A 478-nucleotide genomic window follows, 5' to 3' on the forward strand; every position below is an offset into this window, starting at 1 on the left:
GAGGCTGATGAGAAAACGTACAGTGCCGAAGCTACGGTGAAAGTTCAAGGTGAAGTCCAGAATTACCGGGGCAGAAGCCAATTGAAAATCCGCAATATAAGAATCACATCTGATGCTGATGGCGTAACAAAAGCCGATTTGATTCAAACGGCACCTTTAAGTCAGGAAGAAATGATGGAAACGATCACTCAATTCATTTTTGAAATGAGGAATCCGAATATCCAAAGGGTGACTAGACATCTTATTAAAAAATATCAGAATGAATTCTTGACGTTTCCTGCAGCGACGAAGAACCATCATGAGTATATGTCGGGTCTCGCTTATCATGTAGTCTCGATGCTGGGTCTGGCCAAAGCTATATCAACCCTTTACCCTTCGCTCGATCGTGACCTCTTGTATGCAGGAGTCATACTGCATGATCTTGGGAAGGTACATGAGCTATCTGGACCTGTGTCGACCGTTTACACGGTGGAAGGGA

The 478-nt window shown here is 44.1% G+C and carries 1 protein-coding gene; it reads left to right on the forward strand.

What is annotated here, in order from left to right; all coding sequences use genetic code 11:
- The coding region (locus CVN76_RS01905; protein WP_332850584.1) for an HD domain-containing protein at nt 1–478 on the forward strand (478 nt) is incomplete at both ends.

It is taken from the genome of Bacillus sp. mrc49, from assembly GCF_002803435.1.